Origin of the sequence: Pseudarthrobacter sp. NKDBFgelt, from assembly GCF_046097905.1 — a bacterium.
GTDB classification, from domain to species: domain Bacteria; phylum Actinomycetota; class Actinomycetes; order Actinomycetales; family Micrococcaceae; genus Arthrobacter; species Arthrobacter polychromogenes.
The window spans coordinates 40,126-52,935 of sequence record NZ_JBJURL010000019.1; the positions used below are offsets into that span (position 1 = coordinate 40,126).

Here is a 12,810-nt window from a genome sequence, read left to right on the forward strand (position 1 = left end):
GCGGCCGATGTGTCCTGTCCAACGGGACCGGTTGCCCGTCCTAGGCTGGGAGCATGACACTCGACCCCGGTTCGGCCGCCATCATCCAGCTTGCGTGGGCCCGGCGCCTCAGGCTGGATGATGACGCCTTCAGCTCCGCCCTGGCCTCCGGGGAACGCATAGTCCGTGCCGACCAGTCGGCGCGGACCGTCGAGTTCGTCCGGCTGTTCGGCAGCTCGGCGCTGGTGGGTCCCCCATGGGTCATTGATGCCGCGGCGGACCTTCCCGACGAGGAAATGGCGCAGCACGTCACACTGCTGACCCTCACCAGGCAGCACGGCGGGCACGGCCTGGGGGCAGCCGCACTCTTTTTTGCGGACGACCTGCCCCTCAGGCAGCCGCCGGAGGAAATGACCGTCTCGCACGCCAACGCCGAAGCGATCGAGCTTGAAGGCCGGTGCCCGCCCGACGACGTCAACGAAGTGGGCCTTTCAGACCTGGAGAACCGCTACACCATCGTCCATGAACTGGAGGGGCGCCGGGTGCCCCTGGCCTGCGGGGCATACACGGAGTGGGAAGGGCTGCTGGCGCATCTTGGCGTCCTGGTGGACCCTGAATGGCGCCGGCGCGGACTGGGCTCCCTGGCAGCCTCAATTGCCGCCCATGAGGCCCTTGCGGCGGGACTGACCCTCCAGTGGCGGACGGACGTCAGCAATACAGGTTCCCTGGCGCTGGCCCGGAAGCTGGGCTTGTCAGCCGGCGGAATCCAGACCAGCGTCCACCTTGGCTGACCCCGGCACGCCCCAGCCCTGAACCGGCTGCGGCTTGGCGAAGAACAGCGCCACCGCCGCGCCTGCCAGGATGACCCCGGCAGGCAGGAGCATGGATTGGCCCATCGCCGTCGAAAATCCGCCGTGGAGGGCCTCGGGGAGGCCTCCGGACAGGGCCATGCCCTCGCCCGCTGCCCCGCCGGGGCCACCGGGGCCACCGGCCGGAAGCTCCGCGGCCAGCCGCGCCTGGATCAGCACCGCAATGGCTGCGCTGCCCAGCACGGCGCCGATCTGCCGTGTGGTGTTGTAGACGCCGGACCCGGCCCCGGCCTGCCGCGGGGGAAGGTTGCGGGTGGCGGTGGTGCTCAGCGGAGCCCAGATGCCTGCGTTGGCGAATCCCAGGATGGCGCTGGGCAGCAGGAACAGCAGGATGGGGGTGTCCGGCTGCATCAGGGCCGAGTTCCAGGCCAGGGCCACGGCCATCAGCACCAGGCCGGCCGCGGCGATGAATTTCGGGTTGACCCTGTCGATGATCTTGCCCACTACCGGCGCCAGGCCGCCCGAGATCAGTGCCATGGGCACCATCATCAGCGCGGACTGGGTGGGCGTGAGGCCGCGGACCAGCTGGTAGTAGAAGATGAGCGGCAGGCTGAACGCGGTCACGGTGAAGCCAACGGTGGTGATTCCGATGTTGGCCAGGGAAAAGTTGCGGTCCCGGAAGAGCGCCAGCGGCAGCAGCGGCTCACCTTTGTTGAACCGCTGCCAGGCCACAAAAAGCGCCAGCACGGCAAGGCCGGCGATGATCAGGCCCCACACCGTGACAGGCCCGGCGATGGTGCCCCAGTTGTAGCTTTCGCCCTCCTGGATGCCGAACACCAGGAGGAAAAGTCCGACGGCGCTCAGCACCACGCCGGGAATGTCGAACCGGTGCGGGTGGGTGCTCAGGGCCGGTACGTTGCGCAGGGCGAGGATAAAACCGGCGATTCCGATGGGGACGTTGATGAAGAAGATCCATTCCCAGCCGAGTCCGTCCACCAGGACGCCGCCCAGGATAGGGCCCACGAGGGTGGCCAGGCCGGCGGTGGCACCCCAGATGGCCATGGCCGCGCCCCGCCTGTCCGGCGGAAAAACGCGGGTGATGACTGCCATGGTCTGCGGCGTCATCATGGCGGCGCCGAGCCCCTGCAGCACGCGGGCCGCGATGAGTGTCTCCACGTCGCCGGACAGCCCGCACCACAGCGATGCCATGGTGAAGACCACCAGGCCTGAGAGGTACAGCTTCTTGGGGCCGAAGCGGTCGCCCAGCCTGCCGGTGATGAGCAGCGGGACCGCGTAGGCCAGGAGGTAGGCGCTGGTGACCCAGATGACCGAATTGATGTCAGCGTCCAGGCCCTCCATGATCCGCGGGTTCGCCACGGACACGATGGTGGTGTCGACCAGGATCATAAAGAACCCGATCACCAGGGACCACAGGGCCGGCCAGGGTTTTGCGACGTTTTCCACGGTCATCCTTCGTCAGGTGGTTGCTGCCGGGCGGGACCGGGTAAACGGCTGGGTCCCGCCTAGGCCAGGAGGTCCAGGATCTCCTGGCGGGCGAACATCTGGGCAGCGGCGCGGGCCGACGGCGCGCCGGCGTCCGGGTCGGCCCCGGCATGCAGCAGTACCCGGGCCACATCGGTGTAGCCCTTGAACGCCGCTCCCGCGAGCGGAGTCTGGCCGCGGTCGTTGGCAGTGCCGGGCTCGGCGCCGTGTTCCAGGATGAGCTGAACGGTCTCCGCGTGGCCATGGTAGGCGGCCAGCATGAGGAGGGAATCCCCTGCCGAATTGGTCAGGGTGGCGGGAGCGCCGGCGTCCAGGTAGGCACGGAGCAGCGCCGTGTCCCCCTCCCTGGCAGCATGGAAGAGCGTATGCGCCAAAGCCAGCGCGTCGTCGTCGGGCCCTGGATCGGGCTGAACGTTGTCCGTCATGGTCGTGGCCCCCTGAGGAATCCGGTCTGGCGCCCCACCACCTGGCCGGCATCTGGGGCAACGATGAGTTCCTGGACGGCAGGGTATGGCTCGTCGCCGTCCAGGACCGTCAGTATTTCATCCGGGGCGACCGAACGTTTTATGACTGCCAGTGCAACCGGGCCCATCTCGTAATGCTGGGCCACGGACGTCACCGCCCCCACTTTGCGTTCCCCCACCAGGACCGGACTGCCGGCCTCCGGCAGGGTGTGCTGGGATCCGTCCAGCTGGAGGAACACGAGGCGGCGGGGCGGGTGGCCGAGGTTGTGTACCCGGGCTACTGTTTCCTGGCCCTTGTAGCAGCCCTTGGCCAGGTGCACCGCGGTCCGAAGCAGGTCAAGTTCGTGCGGGATGGTCTTGTCGTCCGTTTCCGCCCCGATCCGGGGGCGCCAGGCTGCCACGCGCAGCGCTTCGGCGGCAAGGACGCCCGCAAGGGGACGCCCCGCAACCGTCTCCTCCAGGTGATCGGCCGGAACGAGGTATTCGAACCACGGGCGGTCAAGGCCAGGGTGGCTGGCCTCCGGGACGGTCGCATAAGAGTAGCCGCCTGCCCCCACGTGCGGCCACGGGTCCTGCCAGGCCAGCAGGCCGGACCACTCCGGGACAGCTTTGGTGCTGCCAACAACAGCCCAGTCCGCGGAAACATCGGCGATCTCCACCCGCAGCATGAACTTCATCCTGTTAAGGAACTCCGCGAGGGGCGCCGCTTCGGCGGCCTCGACAAGAAGCCAGGTGGTGGTGCCGTCGTCAATGACCCGCGCGTCGAAATCAATCCTGCCCTGCACGCTCAGGAGGAGGAGTTCACTGGATTCATTCGGCTGCAGGCCGGCGACCTGCTGGGAGGAAAGGGTGTTGAGCCAGCTCAGGCGGTCCGGACCGGTTACCGAGACAACGCCGCGGTGGGAGAGGTCGACGACGGCGGTTCCGGCCGCGAGGGCGCGCTGCTCGCGCAGGGGCTCACCGTAGTGGGCGGCAACGCCGGCGTCCGCGCCGGCCGCCTCAACGGCGCCAGGGCGCGACAGCAGGGGGCTGGGAGTAGTCATATGTAGTAGAAGTCCTAGGGGCTCGGCGGTATTCCGGATTTTCATGGCCGGAGTGGATCCGGGCCGCCTGCGTCTTTAAGCCGAAGGACCGGGAGGAGTCAGGAAACCTTTTTCAGGAAGGCCGAGGCATGCGCTTCCAGGCCTTTGCCTTCCTTGCCGCCAACAGCAACATCCCAGCGCCACAGGAGGTTGCCGTCCACCAGGCCGAAGATGCGGGTGGCGGCGCTGTAGTCCTTGGAATGGCTCCCGCGCATGACCAAATCCGTGGTGAGCTGGATCTGCGGGCCCTTGATCTGCCCGTAGTACAGCTCGGAAATGCCTCCGGGGTGGGAGATGGACACCGAGATGTCGAACCCGCCCTCGCTGTTGCGCAGGGCCTCCACCTCGTCCGCACTCTTCAGCGCCGGAACGATGTCCGCGGGGATCAGGCCGGGGCCGCCGTCGGCATCAAGCTGTTTACGCTCCAGCGCCCAAAAGCCTGTCTCGACAGTAAGCGGCCGCAGGCGCGTGCCGTCGTCGTCCGTCAGCCAGCTTTCCGCACGGTACTGAAGGTACGGCAGCCCGTTGTGCGTAAAGGACACGTGCTGCAGGAAGTGCTCCGAGTCCTCGTCACCGCTGCCGAGGCGGCCGCGGCCCTCCCACTCACCAATGAGCCAGGAAAGCGGAACGAGTTCTGGAGTCAGGTCTGTAGGAATCTCAATGGGCACAGCGACTACCTCTGGAAATCGGCTAGCTCCGGAAAAAGGCGTCTACTTCTGGCCCTTGAAGAGGCGGTAGACCACGAATCCGGCAAACCAGGCCATGGCGAGGCTGGCGATGCCGAGCAGGACAAGGAAGAAGATTTCAAAAGCAAGTACGGACATGATGCCATCCTAACGCGTTAGTAGATGAGGAGTTTGTCTATGAAGTAGGCAAGGGAACCCACCGCCGAGACAGGGGCAAGGCCCATGCTAAGCGCAGCGGGGATGTTCAGGGGCGCACCCCGCAGGGTGGCCAGTCGCCGGAAGCTCGCCAGCACCGCGCCCACCACCACGCCGAAGATGGCTGCCGGCAGGACGGCGATGTCCGAGAGCACCAGCCCGGCGAGCGGTCCCGCGAGGCCTGCCAGCACAATGCCCAGGGGCGCCACGACGCTGTCCGGCCAGCGGATCAGCCCGGCCAGCAGCGCAACTGCGGCGCTGATGGCCGCCACCAGGAGCATCTCCCGGACGCCGTTGAACCGTGCCCCGGCTATCCAGCCGGAACCCAGGCAGGCGAGCAGCACACCCGCGCAGCAGCCCAGGGTGGATTCCAGCCGCTGGGCCTGCCCGGTTCCGCGGAGCAGCTGCACAATGAACACGGCCATCATGCCCAGGGCAATGAACGCCGGGGTCCAGTCCAGGTAGCCGGGGGCAGGGGCCAGGCCGGCAGCAACAGCTGCCCCGGCCCCTGGCACGGCAATCACGGCGGCCAGGGTCTTCTTGGCGGGAATCCGAAGGAAATGCGGCCACCCGATGCCGACGGCGGCGGCCATGGCAACAGCAACGGCCACAAGCACCTCACGGGAGGTGTAGACACCGGCGATGATCGCAGCGAGGCCGGCCATCCCCACGACGCCGATAGTCCATGAGCCCAACGACCGCGCCGGCGCCTGCAGCTCCGCGGTCATGCGGAGCCCGGCCTGGACTTAGTTTCTGCACTCACTGCGCTGCAATCCCATCCTGGCGTCGACCTGGAAGGGCGGGGCCGCCCTTCGCGGAGGGCGTCGGGGCCCTGGTTCAATCCTGCCTTATATGAACGGGATATGTCGCAAAACGTCCGTCCATCCGGCCCGGATCCATGGCTCCGGAGAGGCCTGCGGGTATACTCAAAGCTCAGCTAAGCTCACTGCTGAGGTGGCAGGCCGGCTCTTTTCTGCTGGCCCAACGCCGGAGCAGGAAGCCAGTACCGGCCGGTGAAAACCCGGTTCAGTCGCCCAATGATGCGCGGACGGCCCATGGAGGAACAATGTCGCACATCCTGCTCTTGACGAACAGCACTGGCTCTTCGGTGGACATCCTGCCTGCCCTGGAACTGCTGAACCACCGGGTCCACATCCTTCCTGCCGAGCCCACGGCCCTGCTGGAGACCGATCCGTGCGACATTGTGCTGCTGGATGCCCGGAAAGACCTGGTGGGCGCCCGCTCGCTCACCCAGCTGCTCAAAGCCACCGGCCTCAGCGCTCCCCTGGTCCTGATCCTGACCGAGGGCGGCATGGCCGCCGTTTCCTCCGCATGGGCCGTGGATGACATCGTGCTCGACTCGGCAGGCCCGGCCGAGGTGGAGGCCCGCATCAGGCTTTCCGTTGCCAGGGCCGTCCCGGACCATGAGGACGCGCCGACGGAGATCCGCGCAGCCGGAGTCGTCATCGACGAGGCAAGCTACACCGCCCGCGTCAACGGCGCACCGCTGAACCTGACTTTCAAGGAATTCGAGCTGCTCAAGTACCTGGCGCAGCACCCCGGCCGCGTTTTCACCCGGCAGCAGCTGCTCACCGAGGTGTGGGGCTATGACTACTACGGAGGCACCCGCACCGTGGACGTCCACGTCAGGCGCCTGCGGGCAAAGCTCGGCGCCGACCATGAAAACCTCATCAGCACCGTGCGCAACGTGGGCTACCGCCTCACCCTGGTCCGGCAGCAGGAAGACGAGCTCACCGAGGCCTGAGCGCCCTTGCGGCTTCCCGTATAGCCTTGCCTCATGACTCCAGCGCATCCTGAGAAGTGGCCCGTCCATACAGAACGGGGCGCTGTTGACCAGCAGCTCCTGAGGGACTGCCGGAACCTCCTGGCAGCGGCAGAGGAATCTGACGGCAACCCCTCCATTTCGGAACAGACACTGGTGACCATGCGCACCGGCGGATCGGCCGGGCAGTCACCGCTGACCCTGGCCCTGTATGCCCCGGATGAGGACTCCGACCCGGCCACCGGCCAGGACCTGGCCGGATTCGCCGTGGTGGTGGAGGAACCCGACGGCACCGGCGTGCTTGAGATCGCTGTCCATCCCAGCTACCGGAACCAGGGTGTGGCGGACCGCCTGGTGGGTGCGCTCAAGGGCAGCCGCGGGCTGGAGGGGCTGAAGGCGTGGTCCCACGGCAACCATGAGGCCGCCGCGGACCTGGCCGCCCGTTATGGGTTCGGCCCGGTCCGTGAACTGTGGAAGATGAGGATGACGACGGCGGGGGCGGACCTTCCCGAGGCCGCCCTGCCGGAGGGCGTGTCCCTCCGGACCTTCGTGCCCGGCCAGGATGAAGACGCGTGGCTGGCAACAAACCGGGCCGCTTTTGCGCACCATCCTGAACAGGGCAGCCTCACCCGGGCCGACCTCGAGGCCCGGATGGCTGAGGACTGGTTCGACCCCTCGGGTTTCCTCCTGGCCGAGGGCGGGCAGGGCCAACTGCTGGGCTTCCACTGGACCAAGGTCCATCCGAAGCACGGCCCGCATCCGGCTATCGGCGAGGTCTACGCGGTGGGCGTGGCGCCGGAAGCCCAGGGCATGGGACTGGGCAAGGCCCTCACGGTTGCCGGTATCCGGCACCTCCAGGAGCTGGGGCTGCACGCCGTCATGCTGTACACCGACGCCGACAACGCAGCTGCTGTGTCGCTGTACCGGAGCCTGGGGTTCACCCGCTGGGACATGGACGTCATGTACGGACAGGTGGCTACTGTTTAGTCCAGCAGGCGGACATACGGCCTCCCGGGCGGGAAATGCACGGCCTTCGGCGCCCTGATTGCTTGTAAGGTTGAAGCAGAACCCGCGCAGGCCGGAAGCGCCAGCATCAACCGCCAGGTAAAGGAGATGCCATGAACCCGGAACCTTCCGGAGCAGTCACGTCCCAGGACGTCGCAGTGCCGGTCCGCGCCCGCTTCGGCTCCTCGGAAGTCCCCGCCTCGCGCGCCACCCAGGACCGCATTGACATCCCGGAGTTTGCGCCAAACCTGCAGCCGGAGGGCGACATCCGCCCGGACCGGTTCCTGGACCGTGAACTGAGCTGGCTCAGCTTCAACTCCCGCGTCCTGGAACTGGCGGAGGACCCCACACTCCACCTGCTGGAGCGCGTCAGCTTCCTGTCGATCTTTGCTTCCAACCTGGACGAATTCTTCATGGTCCGGGTGGCAGGCCTGAAACGGCGCATCGCCACCGGCCTCGCAGTTCCCTCCCCCGCGGGCCTGAGCCCTGTTGAGGTGCTGGAGAGAATCAGCGGGGAAGCCCACCGGCTCCAGCAGCGGCACGCGCAGGTCTGGGCCGAGCAGATCCGCCCGGCCCTGGCCTACGAGCACATCCACCTCATGCACTGGGATGAGCTGGATGACGCGGCGCAGCAGCAGCTCAGCGTGATCTTCGCCGAGAAGGTGTTTCCCATCCTCACGCCCCTCGCGGTGGATCCGGCGCACCCCTTCCCCTACATTTCCGGCCTCTCGCTGAACCTTGCCGTGGTGGTGCGCAACCCGATCAGCGACAAGGAACTCTTTGCCCGCGTCAAGGTGCCGGACCAGCTCCCGCGCCTGATGTCCATCGACGGCCCCCGTGCCGGCGCCGTGGCCGGACGCGTGGCGCGCTTCATTGCACTCGAGGAAGTCATCGCGGTCCACCTGGACAAACTGTTCCCCGGGATGGAGGTCCTGGAGCACCACAGCTTCCGCGTCACGCGGAACGAGGACGTGGAGGTGGAAGAGGATGACGCCGAAAACCTCCTCCAGGCCCTCGAAAAGGAACTCCTGCGCCGCCGCTTCGGCCCGCCCGTCCGGCTCGAGGTCACCAACGACATCAACCCGAACATCCGCGCGCTGCTGATCCGCGAGCTCGGCGTCGAGGAATCCGAGGTCTATTCCGTCCCGGCCCCCCTGGACCTCCGGGGACTCTCCGTGATCGCCGGCATTGACCGCGCCGACCTTCACTACCCAAAGCACGTTCCGCACACGTCCCGGTACCTGAACGAGTCGGAGACGTCCAAGGCCGCCAACGTGTTCGCCGCCATGCGCCGCCGGGACATCCTGCTCCACCACCCCTACGACTCGTTTTCCACCTCGGTGCAGGCGTTCCTGGAACAGGCCGCCGCCGACCCCAAGGTCCAGGCCATCAAGCAGACCCTGTACCGCACGTCCGGCGACTCCCCCATCGTTGACGCCCTGATCGACGCGGCCGAGGCAGGCAAGCAGGTCCTGGCCCTGGTGGAGATCAAGGCCCGGTTCGATGAGCAGGCGAACATCTCCTGGGCCCGCAAGCTGGAACAGGCCGGCGTACATGTGGTCTACGGCATCGTTGGCCTCAAGACGCACTGCAAGCTCTCGCTGGTGGTGCGCCAGGAGGTTGACGGGCTGCGGCGCTACTGCCACATCGGCACAGGTAACTACCACCCCCGGACCGCCCGCTACTACGAGGACCTGGGCCTCCTGACCGCCAATGAGCAGGTGGGCGAGGACCTGTCCAAGCTCTTCAACCAGCTCTCCGGCTACGCGCCCAAGTCCACGTTCAAGAGGCTGCTGGTGGCGCCGCGTTCCGTCCGTTCAGGGCTGATCGACCGGATTGAGACCGAGATCCGCAACGCCCGCGCCGGGATCCCCGGCCGGGTGCAGATCAAGGTCAACTCCATGGTGGACGAGGCCATCATCGATTCCCTCTACCGCGCCTCGCAGGCCGGAGTAGAGGTTGACGTGGTGGTCCGCGGTATCTGCTCGCTCCGCCCCGGGGTGCCCGGTCTCAGCGATAACATCACCGTCCGGTCCATCCTGGGCAGGTTCCTGGAGCACTCCCGGGTTTTCGCCTTCGCCAACGGCGGGGATCCCGTGGTGTACATCGGCTCGGCGGACATGATGCACCGCAACCTTGACCGCAGGGTGGAGGCCCTGGTCCAGCTGTCCAGCACCGACGACATCAACTACGTCCTTGACCTGCTGCGGCGTTACATGGCCCCCGAAGCCTCCAGCTGGCACCTGGACAAGGAGGGCGTCTGGACCCGGCACCACCTCTCCGACGACGGCAAGCCCCTTGAGGATGTCCAGTCCTGGCTGCTGGCGTCCCGCCCCCGGCAGCGCAGCCTGAGCCGGCGTTAAGGGCTCCTGTTTTGTCGAGCGATGCACTCGTAGCAGACCAGACAGACCATCCGGGGGAACCAGTAGCCGTTACGGCTGCCGGCGCCGTGCCGTGGCGCGTGGTCAGGGACAAGCTTGAGGTCCTGCTGATCCACCGGCCGCGCTACGACGACTGGTCCTGGCCCAAGGGCAAGATCGACGACGGCGAAACAATCCCCGAGTGCGCGGTCAGGGAGGTCCAGGAGGAAATCGGGCTCACCGCCCAACTGGGCATTCCGCTGCCGCCCATCCACTACCACGTGGCCTCCGGCCTCAAAGTGGTCTATTACTGGGCCGTCAAGGCCAACGGGGCAAGGCTCCTTCCCGACGGCAAGGAGGTGGACAGCATCATGTGGTGCGCCCCCGAAAAGGCCGCTTCGCTGCTGTCCAACCCCTCCGACGTCGTGCCGCTGCAGTACCTGCAGGAAGCCCACGGGCGCGGGCACCTGGACACGTGGCCGCTCCTGGTGCTCCGCCATGCCAAGGCAAAGCCGCGCTCCTCCTGGAGCAAGGCCGAAGGCGAGCGTCCGCTGGCCGCCACGGGGACACGGCAGGCGCAGGCGGTGAGCCGGCTCCTACACGCCTGGAAGCCGCTTCGGGTGGTGACCAGCCCCTGGCTGCGGTGCGCCGCAACCGTCGCACCTTACGCCAGGGTGGTTGGTGCCAAGGTGAAGCTCGCGGAGGCGCTGACCGAGCACCGGCACTCCCGCAGCCCGAAGAAGACGGCCGCCGTCATTGAAGCCCTGTTCGACAAGCAGCGTGCGGTGGCGGTCTGCACGCACCGCCCGGCACTGCCCACCGTGTTCGGGCAGCTCGCGGAGCACATGCCGCCGCACCTGAGGGCACTCCTGCCGGGGAAGGAACCCTACCTGTCCCCCGGCGAACTGGTGGTGTGCCATGTGGCTCCCGGCGGTAAGCGGCGGATCGTGGCGGTGGAGCAGTTCAAGCCGTTTGACGACTAGGAGCGGCGCTGCGGCTGCGCTTGACCTCCAGGGCTTTGTATCAAAGACTTAGTACATTGATGCACAATTCTGGGGGATGACGTGCCGGTAACCGATGCAGCTCTTTTCACCAATGTTCCGCCCATGGCCGTGGTGTGGCCCTTCCTGCTGGCGGCCGGCAGCTACCTCCTGCTTCGGTGGGTCATCTGGGGACCGGGCAGCGGTTCCGCGGCCACTGCCTCCCAGCACGCATTCTGGGTGGGGATCATGGGGTGGCTGGCCAGCTCCCTCCAACCGGCCGGAAACGCCGGCATCCTGCACGTTAATCCGGACTCCCAGCCACTCATCAGCAGCGCAGCGATCGTGCCCGCCCTGGCCTGGCCGGTTCTCGGGTGCCTGGCCGTGCACGCCATCGGCCAGCTGAGTTATCCCGGCCCCCGGCTCCCGCGGCGCCAGGCGGACCTGGAAGTGCGGCGGGTCCGCGACTTCCTGCCCCGGCCACTCGCCTGGACCGTCCTTGCGGTGTTTGCAGGGACCGCCCTGCAGATCGGCTGGATGGCGACGCTTCCCGGCTACAGTCCGGTCCCCGACAGCTCCCGCCCCGACCCCGTCCACACCTATGTGACGTATGGCGGCGACGGCCGGGTCCCCGGCATCGAACTGGCTTCCTACCTCGGCCCTGCCCTCCTTGTCCTGACGGTGGGAACCTGGCTGGTGCTGGTGCTGATCACACGGCGCCGCCGGCTTGAGGCGCTGGACACCGAGGAAAACAACATCCTCAGGACCATTGCCATGAACAGGTTGCTGCGGACCGTGGCCACCATAGCCTCGGGCCTGGCTGCAATCGCGGGCAACCACGCAGCACGGCCCGATCCTTCCCTTGTTGCCGGCGGATGGATCAACGCGGCCGGGGCGGTAAACCTCGCAATCCTGCTGGCCATGTGGTGGTGGGCGCCGCCCAAGCTCCCCGCCGTCCAGGCAGACGGCGGCGGGCTGGAACCCCGTGAGCGGGCAGCGGCCTCCCACCCCGCCGCCCGGCTATGCATGTCCCTGGGCGCAGCCCTCGGGCTTGCCGCTTTTGTCCCGGTCCTGGTGGCGGTGATCATTCCGGGGGCCGTGACGGGGCATCCCGCCCTTGTGGTGGCGATGGCGGCCGCGCCCGTCCTGCTGGTCACGGCCGCAGGGGAACTGCTGATCCAGCGCAACTACGGAACCCCCGAAGCGCCGCGGGGATGGCCGCGGCAGCCGGTCAGCCCGGCCCTGCTCACCACCGGCATCGCAGCACTCACCGTACTGGCCGCAGCCGTCGTCGTGACTGCCTCCGTCCAACCGGAACTTGGCATCCTGCCGACGTGGGCTCCCACCGTGTGGACGTGCGCTGCCGTGGCGCTCCTCGCAGTTGTTCCCCTGGCGGCCGCGAAAGGCCGGGAGGGCATTCCGACGTCGGTCCCCGGGCTGGACGCCGCGCTCCGCGCCATCACCGTGCATAGGGTGGTCCGGACGCTCGCGGCCTGTTTCACGGTGCAGGCCGGCGTGCTACTGCTGTCAGCGGGGCCGGACATACGGCGGGGACTCGACCTGGAACCTGCCTCCTGGGCCTGGGCCTGGGACGCGGCCCCCTTCACCGGCGTGCTGTTGAGCACCGCGGGGATCGTCATTGCCGTGATTCCCGTGCGCAGCTTCGCCCGCACCCCCGCCTCCGGCCGCACCCCTGCGAAGGAACCGGCCACATGAGTGCCGGGATCACCGTGGACCTGCGCTCCGCAACACCTCCCTATGAACAGATACGCTCGCAAATCAGCTCCCTGATCGCGTTGGGTGCGCTCGCCCCAGGGAGCCGCCTGCCTACTGTCCGCAGCCTCGCGGCCGACCTTGGCATCGCAGCGGGCACCGTTGCCCGGGCCTACAAGGAACTGGAGGCTGCCGGGCTCGTGGATTCCCGGCGGCGGGGCGGGACAGTCGTCGCCGCCCCGGCCACCGGC

12 protein-coding genes are annotated in these 12,810 nt (G+C 67.6%); 7 read left to right on the forward strand and 5 right to left on the reverse strand.

Features of this window, described 5'->3' with window-relative positions; translation table 11 throughout:
- The first annotated feature begins 53 nt into the window (after positions 1–53).
- Positions 54–770 (forward strand): GNAT family N-acetyltransferase, encoded by a 717-nt coding sequence (locus ACKAE7_RS07420; RefSeq protein WP_190609651.1) that lies wholly within the window; start codon positions 54–56, stop codon positions 768–770.
- Here ACKAE7_RS07420 and ACKAE7_RS07425 read toward each other — a convergent pair.
- From ACKAE7_RS07425 to ACKAE7_RS07445, 5 genes are all read right to left on the reverse strand, one after another.
- Positions 732–2,252, reverse strand: coding sequence for a DHA2 family efflux MFS transporter permease subunit (locus ACKAE7_RS07425; protein WP_408978840.1), 1,521 nt, complete (start codon positions 2,250–2,252; stop codon positions 732–734). The two genes, ACKAE7_RS07420 and ACKAE7_RS07425, sit on opposite strands and share 39 nt — an antisense overlap.
- A 59-nt stretch (positions 2,253–2,311) precedes the next feature.
- Positions 2,312–2,716 (reverse strand): ankyrin repeat domain-containing protein, encoded by a 405-nt coding sequence (locus ACKAE7_RS07430; protein WP_408978841.1) that lies wholly within the window; start codon positions 2,714–2,716, stop codon positions 2,312–2,314.
- Complete coding sequence (locus ACKAE7_RS07435; protein WP_408978842.1) at positions 2,713–3,798, reverse strand: YgfZ/GcvT domain-containing protein; 1,086 nt, start codon at positions 3,796–3,798, stop codon at positions 2,713–2,715. Before ACKAE7_RS07435 ends, ACKAE7_RS07430 begins: the two co-directional genes overlap by 4 nt.
- A gap of 98 nt (positions 3,799–3,896) precedes the next feature.
- On the reverse strand, positions 3,897–4,505 hold the full coding sequence (locus tag ACKAE7_RS07440) for an FABP family protein (RefSeq protein WP_408978843.1): 609 nt from the start codon (positions 4,503–4,505) through the stop codon (positions 3,897–3,899).
- 173 nt (positions 4,506–4,678) lie between these two features.
- Entirely contained in the window at positions 4,679–5,446 is a 768-nt protein-coding gene (locus tag ACKAE7_RS07445; protein ID WP_188809592.1) for a permease, read from the reverse strand.
- A 338-nt stretch (positions 5,447–5,784) separates the two neighbouring features.
- Between ACKAE7_RS07445 and ACKAE7_RS07450 the strand changes: the two genes are divergently transcribed.
- The 6 genes from ACKAE7_RS07450 to ACKAE7_RS07475 form a co-directional block, all read left to right on the forward strand.
- A complete protein-coding gene (locus ACKAE7_RS07450) occupies positions 5,785–6,483 on the forward strand; it encodes a response regulator transcription factor (protein ID WP_066277942.1) in 699 nt (232 codons plus the stop codon).
- 33 nt (positions 6,484–6,516) lie between these two features.
- Positions 6,517–7,488: a mycothiol synthase gene (mshD, locus tag ACKAE7_RS07455; RefSeq protein ID WP_191034719.1), complete on the forward strand. Its 972-nt coding sequence runs from the start codon at positions 6,517–6,519 to the stop codon at positions 7,486–7,488.
- Positions 7,489–7,619: 131 nt separating this feature from the next.
- Positions 7,620–9,869: an RNA degradosome polyphosphate kinase gene (locus tag ACKAE7_RS07460; RefSeq protein WP_190609644.1), complete on the forward strand. Its 2,250-nt coding sequence runs from the start codon at positions 7,620–7,622 to the stop codon at positions 9,867–9,869.
- A gap of 11 nt (positions 9,870–9,880) precedes the next feature.
- A complete protein-coding gene (locus ACKAE7_RS07465) occupies positions 9,881–10,849 on the forward strand; it encodes an NUDIX hydrolase (protein WP_188809589.1) in 969 nt (322 codons plus the stop codon).
- An 81-nt stretch (positions 10,850–10,930) separates the two neighbouring features.
- Positions 10,931–12,562 (forward strand): hypothetical protein, encoded by a 1,632-nt coding sequence (locus ACKAE7_RS07470; RefSeq protein WP_408978844.1) that lies wholly within the window; start codon positions 10,931–10,933, stop codon positions 12,560–12,562.
- Positions 12,559–12,810: GntR family transcriptional regulator (locus tag ACKAE7_RS07475; protein WP_408978845.1), on the forward strand; the 252-nt coding region annotated here is incomplete at its 3' end. The genes ACKAE7_RS07470 and ACKAE7_RS07475, both read left to right, overlap by 4 nt.